Origin of the sequence: Streptomyces flaveolus (genome assembly GCF_044765825.1) — a bacterium.
GTDB classification, from domain to species: domain Bacteria; phylum Actinomycetota; class Actinomycetes; order Streptomycetales; family Streptomycetaceae; genus Streptomyces; species Streptomyces flaveolus.
The window spans coordinates 199,927-214,608 of the sequence record NZ_JBIWKU010000007.1 but is presented as its reverse complement, the minus strand read 5'-3'; the positions used below and the strand labels follow the sequence as shown (position 1 = coordinate 214,608).

At 70.9% G+C, this 14,682-nt stretch carries 16 protein-coding genes; 8 read left to right on the top strand and 8 right to left on the bottom strand.

The genetic code is table 11. The features are described from left to right. Positions 1–37 precede the first annotated feature (37 nt). Genes ACIRG6_RS22620 through ACIRG6_RS22610 form a run of 3 tightly spaced genes read left to right on the top strand, consistent with a single transcriptional unit; the run spans position 38 to position 3,144 of the window. Positions 38–1,408 carry an MFS transporter gene (locus tag ACIRG6_RS22620; RefSeq protein ID WP_403324261.1) on the top strand — a complete coding sequence of 457 codons (1,371 nt, stop codon included), beginning with the start codon at positions 38–40 and terminating at the stop codon, positions 1,406–1,408. 21 nt (positions 1,409–1,429) lie between these two features. Next, complete coding sequence (locus ACIRG6_RS22615; protein WP_364678420.1) at positions 1,430–2,302, top strand: hypothetical protein; 873 nt, start codon at positions 1,430–1,432, stop codon at positions 2,300–2,302. Continuing rightward, positions 2,299–3,144, top strand: coding sequence for an HpcH/HpaI aldolase/citrate lyase family protein (locus tag ACIRG6_RS22610; RefSeq protein WP_403324258.1), 846 nt, complete (start codon positions 2,299–2,301; stop codon positions 3,142–3,144). Before ACIRG6_RS22615 ends, ACIRG6_RS22610 begins: the two co-directional genes overlap by 4 nt. A 9-nt stretch (positions 3,145–3,153) precedes the next feature. Here the strand turns inward: ACIRG6_RS22610 and ACIRG6_RS22605 are convergent, their stop codons facing one another. The 5 genes from ACIRG6_RS22605 to ACIRG6_RS22585 all read right to left on the bottom strand — a co-directional run bounded on the left by ACIRG6_RS22605 (position 3,154) and on the right by ACIRG6_RS22585 (position 8,992). Further along, positions 3,154–4,713, bottom strand: a complete 1,560-nt coding sequence (locus ACIRG6_RS22605; protein WP_403324256.1) for an APC family permease — start codon at positions 4,711–4,713, stop codon at positions 3,154–3,156. A gap of 235 nt (positions 4,714–4,948) precedes the next feature. Then, positions 4,949–5,764 (bottom strand): ABC transporter permease, encoded by an 816-nt coding sequence (locus ACIRG6_RS22600; protein ID WP_364678412.1) that lies wholly within the window; start codon positions 5,762–5,764, stop codon positions 4,949–4,951. A 10-nt stretch (positions 5,765–5,774) separates the two neighbouring features. Then, positions 5,775–6,674 carry an ABC transporter permease gene (locus tag ACIRG6_RS22595; protein WP_350717627.1) on the bottom strand — a complete coding sequence of 300 codons (900 nt, stop codon included), beginning with the start codon at positions 6,672–6,674 and terminating at the stop codon, positions 5,775–5,777. Between the two features lie 14 nt (positions 6,675–6,688). Beyond that, the gene (locus ACIRG6_RS22590) at positions 6,689–7,885 is read right to left on the bottom strand and encodes an ABC transporter substrate-binding protein (protein ID WP_364678410.1); all 1,197 of its coding nucleotides are present in this window, start codon (positions 7,883–7,885) and stop codon (positions 6,689–6,691) included. A gap of 69 nt (positions 7,886–7,954) precedes the next feature. Beyond that, a complete protein-coding gene (locus tag ACIRG6_RS22585; protein ID WP_239767789.1) occupies positions 7,955–8,992 on the bottom strand; it encodes an ABC transporter ATP-binding protein in 1,038 nt (345 codons plus the stop codon). 114 nt (positions 8,993–9,106) lie between these two features. Here ACIRG6_RS22585 and ACIRG6_RS22580 point away from each other — a divergent pair, with 114 nt between their 5' ends. The 5 genes from ACIRG6_RS22580 to ACIRG6_RS22560 all read left to right on the top strand — a co-directional run bounded on the left by ACIRG6_RS22580 (position 9,107) and on the right by ACIRG6_RS22560 (position 12,771). Next, a complete protein-coding gene (locus ACIRG6_RS22580) occupies positions 9,107–9,862 on the top strand; it encodes a FadR/GntR family transcriptional regulator (RefSeq protein ID WP_365021104.1) in 756 nt (251 codons plus the stop codon). 32 nt (positions 9,863–9,894) lie between these two features. Next, positions 9,895–10,686, top strand: coding sequence for a PDC sensor domain-containing protein (locus ACIRG6_RS22575; RefSeq protein ID WP_403324253.1), 792 nt, complete (start codon positions 9,895–9,897; stop codon positions 10,684–10,686). 289 nt (positions 10,687–10,975) lie between these two features. Then, complete coding sequence (locus ACIRG6_RS22570) at positions 10,976–11,431, top strand: nuclear transport factor 2 family protein (RefSeq protein ID WP_403324250.1); 456 nt, start codon at positions 10,976–10,978, stop codon at positions 11,429–11,431. 81 nt (positions 11,432–11,512) lie between these two features. Further along, positions 11,513–12,133: a dihydrofolate reductase family protein gene (locus ACIRG6_RS22565; RefSeq protein ID WP_364678397.1), complete on the top strand. Its 621-nt coding sequence runs from the start codon at positions 11,513–11,515 to the stop codon at positions 12,131–12,133. Between the two features lie 134 nt (positions 12,134–12,267). Beyond that, the gene (locus ACIRG6_RS22560; protein WP_403324247.1) at positions 12,268–12,771 is read left to right on the top strand and encodes a MarR family winged helix-turn-helix transcriptional regulator; all 504 of its coding nucleotides are present in this window, start codon (positions 12,268–12,270) and stop codon (positions 12,769–12,771) included. 60 nt (positions 12,772–12,831) lie between these two features. Here the strand turns inward: ACIRG6_RS22560 and ACIRG6_RS22555 are convergent, their stop codons facing one another. The 3 genes from ACIRG6_RS22555 to ACIRG6_RS22545 are packed head-to-tail and all read right to left on the bottom strand — an operon-like array spanning position 12,832 to position 14,587. Next, positions 12,832–13,275, bottom strand: a complete 444-nt coding sequence (locus tag ACIRG6_RS22555; RefSeq protein ID WP_364678391.1) for an anti-sigma regulatory factor — start codon at positions 13,273–13,275, stop codon at positions 12,832–12,834. Beyond that, on the bottom strand, positions 13,275–13,694 hold the full coding sequence (locus tag ACIRG6_RS22550) for an STAS domain-containing protein (protein WP_318217542.1): 420 nt from the start codon (positions 13,692–13,694) through the stop codon (positions 13,275–13,277). Before ACIRG6_RS22550 ends, ACIRG6_RS22555 begins: the two co-directional genes overlap by 1 nt. After that, positions 13,691–14,587, bottom strand: coding sequence for an STAS domain-containing protein (locus tag ACIRG6_RS22545; protein ID WP_403324245.1), 897 nt, complete (start codon positions 14,585–14,587; stop codon positions 13,691–13,693). The genes ACIRG6_RS22550 and ACIRG6_RS22545 overlap by 4 nt, the downstream gene beginning before the upstream one ends. Positions 14,588–14,682: the final 95 nt, after the last annotated feature.

Below are 14,682 nucleotides of genomic sequence, written 5' to 3'. Positions count from 1 at the left end.
GGCACTTCAGCCACCGAGCAGACGGAGGTCGCCACGGATGAGCCGCACCCCCGCTCCCCCCACCCCCGACCGACGGCGGGTCACCAGGAACGTCGTACGCGGTTGTCTGGGCAACCTCATCGAGTGGTACGACTGGTTCGCCTACGCCACGTTCAGCATCTACTTCGCCTCCGTGTTCTTCCCCGAAGGCGACCGCACGGCCCAACTCCTCTCGACGGCCGTCGTCTTCGCCGTCGGCTTCTTCATGCGCCCTCTCGGCGGCTGGCTGCTCGGCGCCTACGCCGACCGTTTCGGCCGGCGCCGCGCACTGACCCTGTCCGTCACCCTCATGAGCGCCGGCTCCCTCACCATCGCGCTGGCGCCGGGACATGACACCATCGGCTTCTGGGCTCCCGCCCTGCTGGTCCTCGCCCGGCTGGCCCAGGGCCTGTCCGTCGGCGGCGAGTTCGGCTCCAGCGCCTCCTACCTCTCCGAAGTCGCTCCCCCGGGCCGGCGCGGCTTCTACTCCAGCTTCCAGTACGTGTCGATCGTGCTCGGCCAGCTCGCCGCCCTGGCCGTGGCCATCGCCCTGCAGAACCTGCTCACCGAGGACCAGCTGCACGGCTGGGGGTGGCGGGTCCCGTTCGTGATCGGCGCCGCGGCCGGCCTGGTCGTGATGTACCTGCGCCGGACCATGGAGGAGTCCGAGCACTACGAACAGGAGCGGGCGCGCAAGGCCGTCCGGGACCCCGCCGCCCGGGAACGCAAGGGCCTGGTCGCCCTGTTCGCCGAATACCCGCGCGAACTCCTCGCGGTCTTCGGCCTGGCCATCGGCGGCACCGTCGCCTTCTACACGTACACCACGTACCTGCAGAAGTACCTGGTGAACACCGCCGGCATACCCAAGTCCACGGTCACCGTGATCGGCTTCGCCGCGCTGTTCGTCTACATGCTGATGCAGCCGGCCGTCGGTGCGCTCTCCGACCGCATCGGGCGTCGTCCGGTCATGTTCGCCTTCTCCGGCGGCTGCATGCTCCTGACGGTGCCGCTCATGACCCTCCTCGGCCGCACGAGCAGCCCGTGGATCGCGTTCCTCCTCATGACGGTGGCCCTGACCTTCGTCACCGGGTACTCCGCGCTGGCCGCCATCATCAAGGCCGAGATGTTCCCCACCAGGGTGCGGGCCCTCGGCGTGGGTCTGCCGCACGCCCTGGTCACCGCCACCTTCGGCGGCCTCACCGAGCCGGTCGCCCTGGCCCTCAAGAACGCCGGCCACGAAGACCTCTTCTTCTGGTACGTCACCGGATGCGTCGGGCTGACGTTCCTGGCCACCCTGGTCGTACGGGAGCCGTCCCGGACCTCCCGGCTGGACGCCGCCGAGACGCCCGCCCCTACCCCGCAACCGTCGAAGACCGCGCCCCTCACCTGAACCACGAGGTCACATCACACCATGCAGTCCGCCACCGCCCCTCTCGGCTCCTACGTGGAGACATGGCACCCCGAACCGGTCGTCGCACGCGACACACTGCGGCCGGACCCCGCCGCCGCCGTATCGGCCCTGCTGGACCTGCCCGGGCCCGCCGCGGCGGCCGGAGACCCGCTCCCCCCTCTCTGGCAGTGGTTCTACTTCCTGCACTGGCCCGCCCAGCGCGAGCTCGGCCCCGACGGCCATCTGCGTGACGCCCGCTTCCTGCCGCCCGTCCCCGACCGCCGGCGCATGTTCGCCGGGGGACGCTGCGAGATCGCCGCACCGCTGCGTCTGGGCGAACCCGCGGAACGGATCAGCAGCCTGGCCGCGGTGACGCCCAAGCAGGGCCGCAACGGTGAACTGCTCTTCGTCACCGAGCGCCAGGAGTTCCGCCAGTCGGGCCGCACGTGCCTGGTGGAGGAGCAGGACATCGTCTACCGCTCCGGCGGCAGCGGCGGCGGGCAGCACCCGACGTCCGTCGACGACCACGCCGTCCCCGACGGCGAGAGCCCCTGGCGGCTGCGCCTCCAGCCCGACCCCACGCTGCTGTTCCGCCTCAGTGCCCTCACCGCCAACGCCCATCGCATCCACTACGACGACCCGTACTGCCGCGAGACCGAGGGCTACCCCGGCCTCGTCGTCCACGGTCCGCTCCTGGCGCTGCTCATGCTCGACGTCGTACGGCGCAACGCGCCCGGACGCCCGGTACGCTCGCTCTCCTTCCGGCTGCACCGGCCGGCGTTCGCGGGCGAGCACCTGCTGGCCGAGGGCGCGCCCACCGGTACCGGCGTCCGGCTGCGGACGGCCACCCACCGCGAGGCCCGGCACGCCACCGCCGAGGTGACCTTCGCATGAGCACGCACATCGACGGGACCGAGGAACAGGCCCTGCTCGTATCGGCCGCCCGAACCCTGCTCTTCGTGCCCGGCGACCGCCCGGACCGCTTCGACAAGGCCGCCCGCAGCGGTGCGGACCTGGTCGTCGTCGACCTGGAGGACGCCGTCGCGCCCGAGGACAAGGAAGAGGCCCGACAGGCCGCCGCCGACTGGCCGGGCCTCGGCGGCCGGACCGTCGTGCGCGTCAACGCGCCCGGCACGCCGTGGTGCGAGGCGGATCTCGCGATGGCCGCCGACCGCGGCTGCCCGGTCATGGTGCCGAAGGCGGAGGACCCCGCCGTCCTCGGCGGCATCGCGGCGCGCACCGCCGGACGCTGTGCGCTGATCCCGCTCGTCGAGACGGCCCTGGGCGTCGAGCGCGCCCACGACGTGTGTGCCGTCCCTGGCGTCGTACGGATCGCCTTCGGCAACGTGGACCTCGCCGCCCGGCTCGGCGTCGCCCACGACGACACCCTCGCCCTGGCCCACGCCCGCAGCCGCCTGGTCCTCGCCTCCGCGGCGGCGGGCATCGGCCGCCCGGTGGACGGCGTGACCACGGCTGTACGGGACCTGGAGGCCCTGCGTGCCGACACCGCCCACGCCCGGCGGCTGGGCTACGCGGGCAAGCTGTGCATCCACCCCTCGCAGATCGGCCCCGTCGCGGACGGTTTCGCCCCCGGCGACGGCGAGATCCGCTGGGCCCGGGCCGTCCTCGGCGCCGGGGCGTCCGTCACCACCGTCGACGGCCAGATGGTCGACAGGCCCGTACTGGAGCGGGCGCGCGGCATCCTGGCCCTGGCGGACCGGCGCAGCCGCGACTGAGGCTCCGGCTCAGTCCTCGGCGACCAGGGCGGGCGTCGACTTCGTGAGCACCTCGCCCCGGAAGAAGGCGGGGCTGCGCCGGCGCATCACGCTCATGATCAGCACACCGAGGGCGAGCAGGCCCACGCCGATCACGAACACCGAGCCGACGCCGAGCACGGACGATCCGCTCCCGTAGGCGGGGTCCCACATGTCGGCGAGCGTCTTGGCGAAGACCGCCGTGAGCAGCACTCCGCCGAGGACGGGGAAGAACCCCTTGAACACGAGATCGCGTCCGGACTTCAGGAGATCGGCACGGAAGTACCAGGCGCAGGCGAAGGCCGTCAGCGCGTAGTAGAAGCAGATCATCAGGCCCAGCGCGTAGATCGTGTCGACCAGCACGTGCTCGCTGACCAGTGTCATCACCGTGTAGAAGACGCCGGTCGCGACGCCCGCGGTGACGGTGGCGCGGCCCGGGGTGCGGTAGCGCGGGTGGACCTGGGCGTACGAGGCGGGCAGCGCCTCGTACGTCGCCATGGCGAGGACCGTGCGGGCCACGGGGATGAACGTCGTCTGGAGGCTGGCCGCGGCCGACGCGAGGACCGCGACGAACAGCGCGACGCCCAGCACGGGCCCCATGACGGGCCCGGCGAGGGCGGCGAAGACGTTGTCGGAGGTGTCGGGGTTGGCGAGTCCGAGTCCCTGGTCGCCGGAGCCCACGATCATCTGCGCCGCGACGCCCGTCGCCAGGTACGAGCCGACGAGCACGATCATGGCGACGAGCGCCGCACGGCCCGGCGTGCGGCTGCTGCCGCTGGTCTCCTCATTGGCGGTGAGGCACGCGTCCCAGCCCCAGTACATGAAGATCGACAGGGACAGACCGGCCGTGAACGCCGCGAACGACTGGACGGCGAAGGGGTTCAGCCACGACCAGGAGAAGTGGGCCGACGTCGGGAAGCCGGCGCCTCCGGCCTTGGTGAAGGCCATGATCACGAAGACCGCCAGGACCACCAGTTGCAGCCCCACCAGGGTGTACTGCAGGCCCTTGGTCGCCGTCATGCCGCGATAGCTGATGACGGTGGCGAGGGCGATGAGGGCCAGACAGGTCACGATGTGGACGGCCTTGTTCCCGTCGAGGGCCGCCACCGAGTCGCTGCCGGTGATCTCGCCGGCGAGCAGCCAGAAGTAGGAGGTGGCCACGCCGGCCAGGTTCGACAGCACGATGATCGTGGCGATGACCAGGCCCCAGCCGCACATCCACCCCACGCGCGGCCCGAACGCCTTGACCGTCCAGGTGAACGAGGTGCCGCAGTCGGGCATGGCCTTGTTCAGCTCGCGGTAGGCGAAGGCGACGAGCAGCATCGGCAGGAAGCCGGCGAGGAACACGGCGGGCATCTGCACGCCGACCTCGCCGGCGGTGGAGCCGAGCGTCGAGGTGAGGCAGTAGACCGGGGCCACGGTGGAGACCCCGATGACCGCGCTGCCCAGCAGGCCCACGGAATTGCCGCCCAGGCCCTTGCTGCGCATGCCGTCGGCAGCGGCGCCGCCTTCTTTCGCGGTGTCCGGGGAGCGCGTGTCCAGCTGAGTCATGAACAAGACGTTAAATCCTGCGTTTTCCGTGGTGCGGCTGCTTGAGGTGAGGTAAAGGACGCCCCAATAACCTGGCATTCATGTCACCTGTCGACGGAATCACCTCACTTTCCAAGGCCGAAGCGCACCCATGATCACTCGTTCCAAAGCGTGAGCGATGAGTGTCCGATATTCGGTTACCGCATCACTGTCCGATTTACGACGCTCGGAGAATTCCGTGCGATCCGCGTCACACTCAGACCCGGCTGCTGGTCGCGGTGTCCGCCGACAGCCTCTGGGCGACGTAGATCGGGATCACCGAGAGCAGCACCAGCACGGCGGCCACGACGTTGACGACGGGTGCCTGCTGGGGACGCGTCATGTTGTTGAAGATCCAGACCGGCAGGGTCTCGACGCCGGGGCCCGCGGTGAAGGTCGTGACCACGATCTCGTCGAAGGACAGGGCGAAGGCGAGCAGTCCGCCCGCCAGGAGCGCGGCCCTGATCTGCGGGAAAGTCACGTCGACGAAGGCCCGGAAACTGTGCGCGCCGAGGTCGGTCGCGGCTTCCTCGAACGAGGTGGACGTGCGGCGCAGCCGGGCGACGACGTTGTTGAACACGACCACGATGCAGAAGGTCGCGTGGCCCACCACGACCGTGAAGAGGCCGAGTCCCACACCGAGCGGCTCCAGAACGGTACCGAAGGCGGAGTTGAGGGCGATGCCGGTGACGATGCCGGGCAGCGCGATCGGCAGCACCACCACGAAGGAGAGGGTGCCGCGGCCGAAGAAGCGGTGCCGGGCGACGGCGAAGGCGATCAGGGTGCCCAGGACCAGGGCGATGGCGGTGGCGCCGAGGCCGGCCTTCACCGACACCCACAGGGCCGACAGGGCGCCGTCGTTGCGGGCGGCCTCGGACCACCAGTGCAGCGTCAGGCCGGGCGGCGGCCAGCTCGCACTGCGGTCCGGGTTGAGGGAGTTGACCAGGACCAGCAGCAACGGGAAGTAGATCACCGCGAAGCCGAGTCCGGCGCCGAGCCGCAGCGCGATGCGCGCGGGACGGGACAGGTGCACAGCGCTCTCCTTACAGGCTGTTCAGGGCGCCGGTGCGTCGCATCGCCAGCAGGTAGAGCACGATGACGACGACGGGCACGGTGCCGAGGGCGGCGGCCATGGGCAGGTTGAGTTCGATGTTGGAGTAGACGAGGTTGCCGATCATCTGGGTCTTCCCACCGACGATCTGGACGGTGATGTAGTCGCCGAGACTGAGGGAGAACGTGAAGACCGAACCCGCGGCGACGGACGGCAGCACCAGGGGCAGCACCACCGAACGGAAGGTCCGCCCGGCGCGGGCTCCGAGGTCGGCGGAGGCGTCCAGGAGCCCGGCCGGGAGCTGCTCCAGGGCGGTGTGGATCGGCAGGACCATGTAGGGCAGCCACAGGTAGGTCAGCGTGATGACCACGGCCGGGAGTCCGTAGCCAGGGCCGGACAGGCCGAACGGCTTCAGCATCCAGTCGGCGACACCGCCCTCGGAGAGGATGAGCCGCCAGGCGTAGACCTTGACCAGGTAGCTGGCCCACAGCGGCGTGAGGATGGCGACCACCAGCAGGGGGCGCCACCTGGGCCGGGCGATGCGGGCGGTGTAGAAGGCCAGCGGAAAGGCGATGACGGCGCACAGGGCGGTCACCGCGAGGGCCACGCCCAGGCTGCGCCAGATCACCTGGCGGAAGACGGGCTGGGTGAACAGCTCGTGGAAGTTGTCGGCCGACCAGACCTTGACGACCTCGGAGGTGAAGGAGTCGGTCGTCCAGAACGCCGAGACGAACAGGACGGCGAGCGAGCCGAGGTAGAGCACGGCCAGCCAGAGCAGCGGGGCGGTCAGCAGCAGGGAGAGCCTCAGCCGGGGCCTGCGGTGCAGGACTCCGGCGAGCCGCCGGACGGTTCCCCGGGCGGGGCGTCCGGCGGCCGGCACGGTGGACGTCATGACGGTGTGGCTCCTCAGCCCTTGATCTCGGTCCAGGCCTGCACCCACTTGGCATAGGGCACGCACGTGACATCGGTGCGGCCGTCCAGGCACTGCTCGATGGGCGTGTTCCAGAAGGCGGTGTCCTTCCAGTAGGCCTCGTCGGCGGCGTGGTACGTGGCGCAGAAGTTCTTGTCGCTGGTCAGCTCGCACGACTTGGAGTTGGCGGGCGCCTCACCGAAGTACTCGGCGACCTGGGCGTTCACCTCGGGCGAGACGATCCAGTCGAGCCACTTGTAGGCGCAGTTGGGGTGCTTGGCCTTGGCGGACACCATCCAGGTGTCGGACCAGCCGGTGGTCCCCTCCTCGGGGATGACCGTCTTGACCTTGGCGCCCTCGTCCGCCGCGAGGTTGGCGATGACCTGCCAGGTGGTGCCCACCACGGAGTTGCCGCTCTTGAAGGCGGAGATCTCCTTGAGGTAGTCGCCCCAGTACTCGCCTATGTCGGCGTTCTGCTTCTTCACGAGGTCGACGGCCGCGTCGAACTGCTTCTGGTCGAGCGCGTACGGGTTCTGGATCTTCAGTTCGGGCCGGGCGCTCTTGAGGTACAGGGCGGCATCGGCGATGTAGATCGGCGAGTCGTAGGCGGTCACCTTGCCCTTGTGGGCGGGGGCGTCGTCGAAGACGGCGGACCAGGAGGTCGGAGCCGGCTTGACCGCGTCGGTGTTGTACATGAGCAGGTTGGCGCCGCGGCCGTGCGGGATGCCGTACATCTTCCCGTCGACGGAGTTCCAGGGTTTGTTCTTCAGACCGTCGAAGATGTCGGCGTAGTTCGGTACGAGCCCGGTGTTCACGGGGGCCGCGTCGCCGGAGGCGATCAGGCGCAGCGAGGCGTCGCCGGAGGCGGAGACCGCGTCGTACTGGCCGGTCTTCATCAGCTTGACCATCTCGTCGGAGGTGGCGGCGGTCTTGGCGTTGACCTGGCAGCCGGTCCGCTTCTCGAAGTCGCTGACCCAGTCGGTCTTCGGGTCGTTGGAGCCGTCCTCGACGTAACCGGCCCAGGCGACGAGGTTGACCTCGCCCTCCGTCGGGCCGAGCGTCGACTGCGCCTCGAGGTCCGGCGGGTCGAAGCCGGCCGAGGGGCCGGATCCGGGGTCGGAGGAGCCGCAGGCGGTGGCGGCGAGGAGCAGCACGGCGGCGGAGGCCGCCTGCAGTGCCCGGGCGATGCGCACGATGTTCTCCTACGTGGGCGTGAGGGTGCTGGGGACGAGGTGGGGCGGTGGACTCTGGGGTGCGCCGGGTCAGCGGCCGGCCGGGATGGCGACGCAGTGGTCGCGGTGCCACTGGAGGCGGACCCGGGTGCCGCGGTAGGCGGCGACGTCCGCGGAGGAGGTCCGCAGGTTCTGCTGGACGGCGGTGAGACGGCCGCCGGCGTCGAGGTCGACGAGGAAGCGGGTGGAGTCGCCCAGGTAGACCACCTCGGCGATGGTTCCCGTGGCACAGTCGTGCTCCGGTTCGTCGGCCGGCTCGTGCTCCTTGAGCACCCTGATCTTCTCCGGGCGGATGCTGTGGGTGCCCGCCGTTCCCACGATGCGCCGGGCGGCGTCGTCCGCGATCAGGTTGGACGTGCCGACGAAGGACGCCACGAACGCGGTCGCCGGGTGTTCGTAGATGTCGGCGGGGGTGCCGACCTGTTCGATGCGGCCCTCGTTGAAGACGGCGATGCGGTCGCTCATCGTCAGGGCCTCCTCCTGGTCGTGGGTGACGAAGACGAAGGTGATGCCGACCTCGCGCTGGATGGCCTTCAACTCGACCTGCATCTGTTCGCGCAGCTTGAGGTCGAGGGCGCCGAGCGGTTCGTCGAGCAGGAGCACCCTGGGGCGGCCGACGAGGGCGCGGGCCAGGGCGACGCGCTGACGCTGGCCGCCGGAGAGCTGGGCCGGGCGGCGCGCCGCGAGGTGGCCCAGGCGGACGCCGTCGAGTGCTTCCCGGGCCCGCCGCAGGCGTTCCTCCTTGGGCACCTTGCGGACCTTCAGCCCGTAGGCGACGTTCTGCTCCAGCGTCATGTGGGGGAACAGGGCGTAGTCCTGGAAGACGGTGTGCACGTCCCGTTCGAAGGGCGCGCGGCGTGTGACGTCCTGCCCGGCGAGTTCGATCCGGCCCGCGGTGGGGCTCTCGAAGCCCGCGATCATCCGCAGGACCGTCGTCTTGCCCGAGCCGGACGGGCCGAGCATCGAGAAGAACTCCCCCTCCGGGATCTCCAGGTCGACCCCGGACACGGCGACCGTCCCGGCGAAGGACTTCCGCAGGCCCTGCAGCCTGATCGCTATCCCATTCATGGGGCGGGAACCTTTCTGGCGCTCCGTAAGTTGAACGAAAACATATGAAGTCATAGTTCAAACTTCAAGACGCCGTTAAGGTAAAGCTTCAGTCAACAAGGCGAGGTGATGGTCGTGAGGCGCGACGAGCGGGGCGGGACCGGCGGCGGAGGCGGCACCCGGCAGGTCCTGTTCGCCCCCGTGGACAACACCGCTCGCGTCGACGCGGTGGTCCGCAGGCTGAGCGACGCCATCGAGCTCGGGCTGCTGGCCGACGGGGAGCAGCTGCCCGGCGAGACCGACCTCGCCACCCAGCTGGGCGTCTCGACGGTGACCTTGCGCGAAGCCCTGGTGGCCCTGCGCCAGCAGGGCATGGTCGTCACCCGGAGGGGCCGCGGCGGCGGCAGCTTCGTGTCCCTGCCGGAGGACCCCGGAGCGGACCGCATCGCCACCAGGCTCGCCGCCTGGAGCACCGACGGGCTACGGGACCTCGGTGATCACTGGGCCGCCCTCAGCGGGGCCTCGGCCCTGCTGGCGGCGGAGCGCACCGAACCGGAGGATCTCCAGCAGCTGCGCCGGTCCCGTGAGGAGCTGGTCACGGCAGCCGATGCCGCGGAGCGCAGCCGGGTCTACGGACGCTTCCACGTCGAACTGGCGGCCGCCTCCCAGTCCGCCCGCCTCACCCGGGAGCAGATCGCCATCCAGGCAGAAGTGGGCATCCTGCTGTGCCTTGTGCTGAGAGACGACGAATATCGTGCAGAAACCGCCGACCGTCACCGCTCCGTAATCTCAGCCGTGCAAGATGGGGCCCGCGAATCGGCCAGGGACCTGGCCGAACAGTGCGTGCGCGAGTCCACCGCCCGGCTCATCGGGGAGCGGCTCGCGCTGTAGTCGCCGCTCCCCCACCGTCGCCGGAGGCACGCATGAGCACGAGCCCCGCCTTCACCGGTACGACCGGCACCGCCGCCCCCGTGCTCCGGACTCCCGCGGAAGAACGCGCCCTGACCCGGGTGCGCCATGAACTCGAGGACGTCTTCCGGGAGGTCGCGGAGATCGCCGCGGCCACCACGCGGCTCCTGCACGGTGTGACCCGCGGCGGCCGCGGCGCCGTCAGCGCCGACCTCGCGGCTCTGCGACCGGAGTTCCACCGGCGCCTGCTGGCCGGGGAACTGATCTCGGGCCTGGGTTTCATCGCGGCCCCGGGCCTGCTGCGTGACGTACCTGCCTGGATGGAGTGGTGGCAGACCGACGTGGAGGGGTCGATCCACCCGCTGCTCCTCGACCTCGATCCGGCACGGTCGGCGCACTCCGACTACACGCACTGGGAGTGGTTCACCCGGCCGCGCGACACCGGGCAGCGGACCGTGGCCGGACCCTACGTGGACTACCTGTGCTCCGACGAGTACAGCCTCACGCTGTCGGCGCCCGTCCACCACGAGGGCCGCTTCGCCGGCGTGGCCGCCGCCGACATCTATCTGCGGCACCTGGAAGCCGCGGTCCTGCCCGTACTGCGGGAGCTGCCCACGCGGGCGCACCTCGTCAACGCCCGGGGACGCGTGATCAGTTCGGCCGATCCCGCGCACCTGGTCGGCGCCCTCACCAAGGGACCGGACTTCGCAAGCGTCCTGCTCGCGGGCCGACCCGACACCCGGCAGGGCCTTCGCCTGGTCCCGTGCCGGGGAGTACCGATCGTGCTGGTGCTGGCCGAGCGCTGACCCGTGTACCGGCAGGAGAGCGGGTTGCTCGCAGGCCGCGGAGACGAGGCCGTCCTGCCATGCCTGGGGGCCGTTGAGCACCGCCCGGGGCGACCGCGCCCGAGAGTGTCCGGACCGCACCTGCCCGACGTCGGTCACCAAGAAGGGTGTTCAGCGGCGGCTCCTCGGATGCGTGGGGCGACGGTCCGTGCCCTTACCCGGGAGGTAATCGCCCGGTCCGCAGGTCCCGACGAGAATGCAGACCTCACCGCGTCGGCCGGACGCGGACACCGGATCGGAGTGATGAGTCATGCCCACAGCCGCGCCCGCGACCACCCGCGCTGTCGTGGAGGAGTTGCTGCTCCGGATCGGCGGGGGCGACCCGGAGAGCATCGCCGCGCTGTACGCCGAAACGTGCGACTGGAAACTCGACTGGCCGGAGGCCGAGCACGGCCGGACCGCCACCCCTTGGATCCGGCACCGTTCGACCCGCGCCGATGTCGCCGCCCACTATCGCGAGCTCGCCGAGCACCATGTGCCCGGGCGCGCGGCGACCGAGATCGAGCGCATCCTCGTCGACGGCCGCGACGCGGTCGTACTCGGCGAGATCCGTCAGACCGCCCGCTCCACCGGACATGCCTATCGCGCCCGGTTCGCGCTGCACCTCACCGTCGAAGACGGCCTTGTCACCCGGCACCATGTCTACGAGGACAGCCTCGCCGTCGCCCGGGCATTCGACACGAAGGAGCCGAGTGAGGCCCGCTGAGGCCCAGGCCTCGGGCCGAGGGTGAGGATGCGGGAGGGAAACCGATCCGTTCGTCCGGTGTCGAGCGCGGAGGACACAGCGATGACCACACGCACGGGCAGGGTGATCTGCGACATCACGATCTCGGTCGACGGGTACTCGGCCGGGCTCCACCAGACCGAGGAACGCCCGTTCGGTGAGGACGGCGGCGACGGATCGGGGGCCGCGCTGCACGCCTGGATGTTCGAGACTCCCGACGAGAACCGGGCCGAGCGCGACCGGTTGTCCGCCGCCGGGGCGTTCATCATGGGGCGCAACATGTTCGGCCCGGTCCGTGGTGAGTGGGACCGGCGGTGGAACGGCTGGTGGGGCGACGATCCGCCCTTTCACGCGCCGGTGTTCGTGCTCACCCACCACCCGCGCGAGCCGCAGCCGATGGCCGGCGGGACGACGTACCACTTCGTCACCGACGGCATCGCGTCGGCGCTGGCCCGGGCGCGGGCGGCGGCCGGTGACGGCGATGTGCTGGTCCACGGCGGTGCGACCACCGTCAACCAGTACCTCGCCGCCGGCCTCGTCGACGAGCTGCGGCTGCACATCGTGCCGCTCACGCTCGGCGCCGGAACGCGGCTGTTCGAGGGCGTCCCGCCGCTGCAACTGGAGCAGGTGACCTCGCGGCCGGCGAGCCTGGTCACTCATGTGACCTACCGCGTACCGCGCTGAGCCGGAGGGCGTCGTCGCCCGACCGCGTCCCGCACTCGGCGGGGCGGCGGTGCTTGCCCGGTGACTCTTCGGGTACCGCGTGGGGGTGAGGACGGTGTTCGTACCGGCAGGTGATGATTGAAAGTGATGCCTTCGTGACGCGCCTCAGTGGCTCCGGGGACGACTCGGCAAGCGGATCGGGCGATGACCCCGTTGCTCTCGCGCTGGAGATCGCCGATGCCGTGGAGTCGCTGACGAACCTGTGGACCGTGGCCGCTCAGGGGGCGAGCCTGCGCCTGTCCGCGCACCAGTTGCGGGCCCTGCGCGTCCTGGAGGCGGAGCCGGGGCTCAACCTCACCGCTCTGGCGGAACGCATGGAGATGGGGCCGCCGACCGCCAGCCGGCTGTGCGACAGGCTCGAGGCGGCCGGTCTGCTGGAGCGTGTGCTGCATCCGCGCAAGCGGCGTGAGGTGCAACTGCACCTCACCGGGACCGGCCGGCAGATGCTGGACGAGGTGGCGTGGCGCCGAGCGCACGCGCTGGCCGCCGTGCTCGCGGCCATGGACCCGCCCGTCCGGGAGGCGCTGCACCGCGGCATGCCGGGCTTCCTGGCCGCACGCACCCGCGGCACTTCGGACGCGGACACCCCCGGGGCCTGAAGGGGCTCCGAGCGCGAAGACGCCTGCGCCGGCCGGGACCGGGTGCCCTCCGGTCCCGGCTCATGGCGACCCCGCGCGGGCCGAGGGGAAGCCGGCGACCCAGTCGGTGAGGGTGACGGTGGTGCCCTGGCCGGGACGGCTCTCGAGCGTGAACTCCTGGACGAGTCGCCTGGCGCCGCTCAGGCCCAGCCCCAGGCCGCCGCCGGAGGTGTAGCCGTCGGTCATGGCCAGCTCGACGTCGCGGATGCCGGGGCCGGCGTCGACGAAGGACAGCCGCAGCCCGCGAGCGGCGCCGTCCTCGAGCAGTGTCATCTCCAGGTGCCCTCCGCCGCCGTGCACCAGGGTGTTCCGGGCCAGTTCGCTGGCCGCGGTCACCAGCTTCGTCTGCTGCACCAGACCGAAGCCGAGCCTCGCCGCGGTCTGGCGCACCTGCTGACGCAGCCGGCCCAGATCCACGTCCGAGCCGATGGGCAGGCGGGTTGTCGGGACGAGTGGGGCGTGCATCACGCACCCTCTTCCGGGTGAGCGGGCGGGGCCGGCGAAGGAGCTCGGTCCAGCAGGGACAGTGCGGCGTCCACGTCCAGGGCCGTCACCAGGCCGGGCAGGGTGAGGCCCAGCTCGACGAGGGTGATGGCCACGGCGGGCCGCATGCCGGCCAGCACGGTACGCGTGGCCAGCAGGCTCGCGCTCGCCGCGATCTCTGCCAGGACCCGGCCGAGGAAGGAGTCGACGATGTCCACACCGGAGATGTCGATCACGACGCCGCCCACCGGTGCCGGGCCGGAGGCGATACGACGGGCGACGTCGTGCTGGAGTTGTCCGGCCGCCCCGTCGTGCAGTTCTCCCTGGAGGGTGACCAACAGGACGTCTCCCAGCGCGAGCACCGGCACCGGCACCGGGTGGGCGGCGAACACACCGGTCACCGCGGACTCGCTCCCGCGACCGGGCGCGGCGAGACGACGATGCCCTGCCGGTTGAGCGCGTAGGCCAGGGCGTCGGCCAGGCCGGCTCGCGTGACGACGGAGCCGAGGTCGATGCCGAGGTGGACGATGGTCTGCGCGATGGCGGGCCGGATTCCGGAGACGATGCACTCCGCGCCCATCAGACGGGCCGCGGCGACCGTCTTCATCAGGTGCTGGGCGACGAGCGAGTCGACGGTCGGTACGCCGGTGATGTCGAGGATGGCGTACTGGGACCGCTCGGCCACTATCGCTTCCAGCAGGTTCTCCATGACGACTTGGCTGCGGGCGCTGTCCAGCGTGCCGATCAGCGGCACAGCGACGATACCTTCCCACAGCTTGATGACCGGGGTGGCCACCTCCAGCAGCTGCTCGCGCTGACGCGCGATCAGTTCCTCACCCGCGCTCACCGTCGTCTGCATGACCACCAGGCGGAGTGTGCCCATCAGGACCGTCAGCGCCAGCAGGCACGCGTGCGCCCGCTCGCCGGCCGGCTCCTCGTACTCGGCACGCAGCAGCGCCGCGACCGGTTCGCGCAGGCCCGAGACCTCGTCGGCGATGTGCGACGGGGCGAATCCGGCCCGGCTCCGGGAGGCGGACATCCGGCCGAGCTGGTCCCGCACGGCACCGAACCCGGGAGCCCCGACGTCCTCCAGCCGCCCGGTGCGGGCCACGTCGGCCAGGGCGTCCACCACGGCCTTGCACGCCTCGACCGCCTCGTCCCTCGAGACGGTGAAGACCGCCCGGAACAGCGCGGCGTCCGCCCACCGCTGGGCGATCTGCTCACGGCGCGTTTCGAGAAAGCGGGTCAGGTCCTGCGCAATTCGGGGGGCCGTGTCGTGCTCCGCCACCTGCATCGTCTCCCTGTGTGACTATGGCCGACCGGACGGCAGACCATGAGGCAATTATTGCCAGATGACAAACGTGAGCGCGACGGAGTGAGGCGAACGAC

Bases quoted from the DNA above. Each gene is read 5' to 3' on its own strand.
- ACIRG6_RS22595 (WP_350717627.1), bottom strand. From the start codon at position 6,674: ATGACGTCCACCGTGCCGGCCGCCGGACGCCCCGCCCGGGGAACCGTC.
- ACIRG6_RS22620 (WP_403324261.1), top strand. From the start codon at position 38: ATGAGCCGCACCCCCGCTCCCCCCACCCCCGACCGACGGCGGGTCACC.
- ACIRG6_RS22610 (WP_403324258.1), top strand. From the start codon at position 2,299: ATGAGCACGCACATCGACGGGACCGAGGAACAGGCCCTGCTCGTATCG.
- ACIRG6_RS22555 (WP_364678391.1), bottom strand. From the start codon at position 13,275: ATGCACGCCCCACTCGTCCCGACAACCCGCCTGCCCATCGGCTCGGAC.
- ACIRG6_RS22565 (WP_364678397.1), top strand. From the start codon at position 11,513: ATGACCACACGCACGGGCAGGGTGATCTGCGACATCACGATCTCGGTC.
- ACIRG6_RS22570 (WP_403324250.1), top strand. From the start codon at position 10,976: ATGCCCACAGCCGCGCCCGCGACCACCCGCGCTGTCGTGGAGGAGTTG.
- ACIRG6_RS22545 (WP_403324245.1), bottom strand. From the start codon at position 14,587: ATGCAGGTGGCGGAGCACGACACGGCCCCCCGAATTGCGCAGGACCTG.
- ACIRG6_RS22575 (WP_403324253.1), top strand. From the start codon at position 9,895: ATGAGCACGAGCCCCGCCTTCACCGGTACGACCGGCACCGCCGCCCCC.
- ACIRG6_RS22615 (WP_364678420.1), top strand. From the start codon at position 1,430: ATGCAGTCCGCCACCGCCCCTCTCGGCTCCTACGTGGAGACATGGCAC.
- ACIRG6_RS22585 (WP_239767789.1), bottom strand. From the start codon at position 8,992: ATGAATGGGATAGCGATCAGGCTGCAGGGCCTGCGGAAGTCCTTCGCC.
- ACIRG6_RS22605 (WP_403324256.1), bottom strand. From the start codon at position 4,713: ATGACTCAGCTGGACACGCGCTCCCCGGACACCGCGAAAGAAGGCGGC.